Below are 2826 nucleotides of genomic sequence, written 5' to 3'. Positions count from 1 at the left end.
GCGCGCTCGGCGACCTGGCGCTCGGCGTCGGTGAGTTCACTGCCCGCTGAGCCCTTGGTCAGCCGGGCCAGTTCGCGCTGAGCCCGCTCCGCCCACAGCGGGCTGCCTATGGTCTCGAAGGCGGCGACGGCGGACTTCAGGTGGGTGCGGGCGGGGGCGATTCGGCGGCGGCGGCGCAGCAGTTGGCCGACCAGCAGTTGGGTGCGGGCCCGCTCGAAGGGCATCGGCAGCCGGTCGTGGTGGGCCAGCGCCTCCTCGGCGCTGCGCACGGCCGCGACGAGATCGCCGTCGGCGGCCAGCACCAGCGCCCGGCAGCGGGCTCCGATCGCCAGCATCCACGGCCGGTCCAGGCGCACCCCGTTGGTCTCCAGCGCCGCGACCAGAGGTCCGGCCTCATCGGTGCGCCCGGTGGCGGTCAATGCCTGTACCGCGTCGGGTATCCAACCCCCGGCCATGATCTCGGTGCCGTGCTCGGGGTCGAACGTCGCCATCAGCGGTGCCAGCGTCTTCAGCGCCTCCTCGTAATGCCCGGCGGAGACCTGGACGAACGCCAGACTCATCAGTGGGGGATCGGCGAGATAGCCGAGTCCCACCGCGGTGGCCCGGCTGTTGGCGTACTCGGCCGCTGTTCGGGCGTCCTCGAGGCGTCCGCGGTAGGCCGCGGCTTGAGCGATCGCGGTGTGCGCGGTGATCAGCGGCAGTTGCCCGCCGATCTGCCGGGCCCAGCGCAGCGCTTCGTGCGCGAGGGCCTCGGCCGCGTCGTAGCGCGCCGCGGCCACCTCGATCCAGGTGAGCTGCTCGATGGCCCAGAGCACGTCGAGTTCGGTGCCGCGTTCCTCGCACTGGCGCCGCACTTCGCTCAGCGCTTCGCGGGCCTCGTCCAGTCGTCCGGTCCAGGCGCAGTTCATCGCGTTGACCGGGGTGGGCCGCAGCATGATCGGAGCATCGACGTCGGGGTCCTCGATCTCCAGCGCGACCCGAAGCGCCTCGGAGTCGGTTCCCAGCCCGTGCATGAAACTCACATGGGACCACAGCGACAGCGCCTGGCTTCGCAGTTCGGGCAGACCGAGGGCATCGGCGTCGGCGCGGGCGCGGCGGGCGTCGGCCACGCACGTCGCCATGTCACCGCCGATCCCGGTGGCCAGCGACAGCAACACCAGGGCCTGGGTGCGCAGCGTCGGGATCTCCTCGGACTCCTGCACGGCACGGCGGAACAGGCCGATGGTGCTGGCGATGCCCTCGCCGTAACCCCGCGCAGACGCGAGCAGCATCAGGCCGGCTGCCCGGAGCAGGCCGGCCGGAAGCTCGTCGATGATCGGGGCTACCAGAGCTTCCGCTTCCTCCAGGGAACCGGCCCGGAAGTGGTACTCCGCGCCGCGCAAACGCCGGAACTGATCCTCGCCGCCCAGCCGCAGGGCCAGGTCGATGAGTTCAGCGGCGTTGCTGAACGCGCCTCGGGCAGAGGCTTTTTCGGCCGCGGCATCCAGTGCGGCCAGAGTGTCGGGGTCGGCGTGCGGGCTGCTCAACGCCAGGTGCCGGGCCCGCTGCTCGGGGTGGGCGGCGGTCTCGGCCAGCCGACGGTGAGCCCGGCGCACGACGGCCGGGTCGGTGTACCCGGTGATCCCGGAGGCGATCAACGGGTGAGTGAACCGCAGGCGGACCCCGTCGAAGGCCAGCAGGCCCCGGCCCTCCATCGGCTGCAGAGCCTCGACGATCTCACCGGGGGTTCGATCGCTGGCGGATGCAATGACCTCGACGGTGGGTTCGAACGCGGCAGCGGCCATCACCAGAACCTCGGCCGTGGGGGAGTCCAGTGTCCCGATCCGGTCGCGCACCAGTTCGGTCAGGGTCGGCGGCAAGGATGCCGGATCGTCGCCGGCCTGTAGATAGTGGGCCAGCTCCAGGGCGTAGAACGGGTTCCCGCCGGAGATGGCGTGGACGCGCGCCAGGGTCGATCGCGTCGGTGGTTCGCCGCTTCGGGCCGCGAGTATGGTGCTCAATTCGACAAGACCCAACGGCCCCAGCGTCAGCCGGTTCAGGGCTTGCGGGTCGGGCGGTTGCACCCAGGACCGGTCGGCTCCGTCGGATTCGCCGGTCCGGAACGACACCAGCAGGGCCACCGGTCCGGTGAGCCTGCGCACCGCGAATCCGACTGCGCGGCGGCTGGTTTCATCCAGCCATTGCGCGTCGTCGATGACTATCAGCACCGGGTGCCACCGGCTGAGCTGCTCCAGGGCGGCACGGAAGGCGGTGGCGGTCAGTCGTTCACCGCCGGGGCCCTGCTGCCCGGACGCGAGCGCCTGCAGGGTCTGTTGATGCAGCGGGGACAACCCGGCCAAGACCGACTCGTCCATCCCGGTGACCAAGTCGGCCAGCGCGGACCCGGCCAGCGACACCTCGGCGATCGCCCCGCACGTAGTCAGCACGGCGAACCCGGCGTCGGCGCCGGCCCGCGCGCTCGCCCGGCACAGGGTGGTCTTGCCGATGCCGGCTTCGCCGTCGAGGATCAGCACCGCCGGTCCGCTGCGCGCGTGCTCCAGCAGCGACTGCACGGCCTTCAATTCGTGCTCGCGCCCGATCAGACCCCCTACGGCCATGTGCGGAATTATCCGCCGGAAGTCGTTGGGGCCACAGGGAATCCCTGTAACAGGGAGCACCCCTGTACTGGCATCGGGTCCCGTCGGTGGCGTGTGACGAGAGGGTGGAATCGCCGGAGCGGGAACAGCAAAATCCCGCAACCGCGTCAGGGTGCATACGAACATTGAATAGTCGAGTCCGATAGTCCCGTAGTTACTCTCCGCGGCATTGCCGCAACCGGCGCCGAGT

At 70.7% G+C, this 2826-nt stretch carries 1 protein-coding gene; it reads right to left on the bottom strand.

Translation table 11 applies throughout. The annotated features are described in order from the left end of the window. Window positions 1–2597, bottom strand: a 2597-nt coding sequence (locus tag ACKOQ4_RS08800; protein ID WP_526290899.1) for an AAA family ATPase, incomplete at its 3' end; no start/stop codon positions are given. Window positions 2598–2826: the final 229 nt, after the last annotated feature.

The organism is Mycobacterium sp., from assembly GCF_046095365.1.
Classification (GTDB): Bacteria; Actinomycetota; Actinomycetes; order Mycobacteriales; family Mycobacteriaceae; genus Mycobacterium.
Note: the sequence above shows the minus strand (reverse complement) of the source record. Positions and strands in the feature narration are given on the sequence as shown.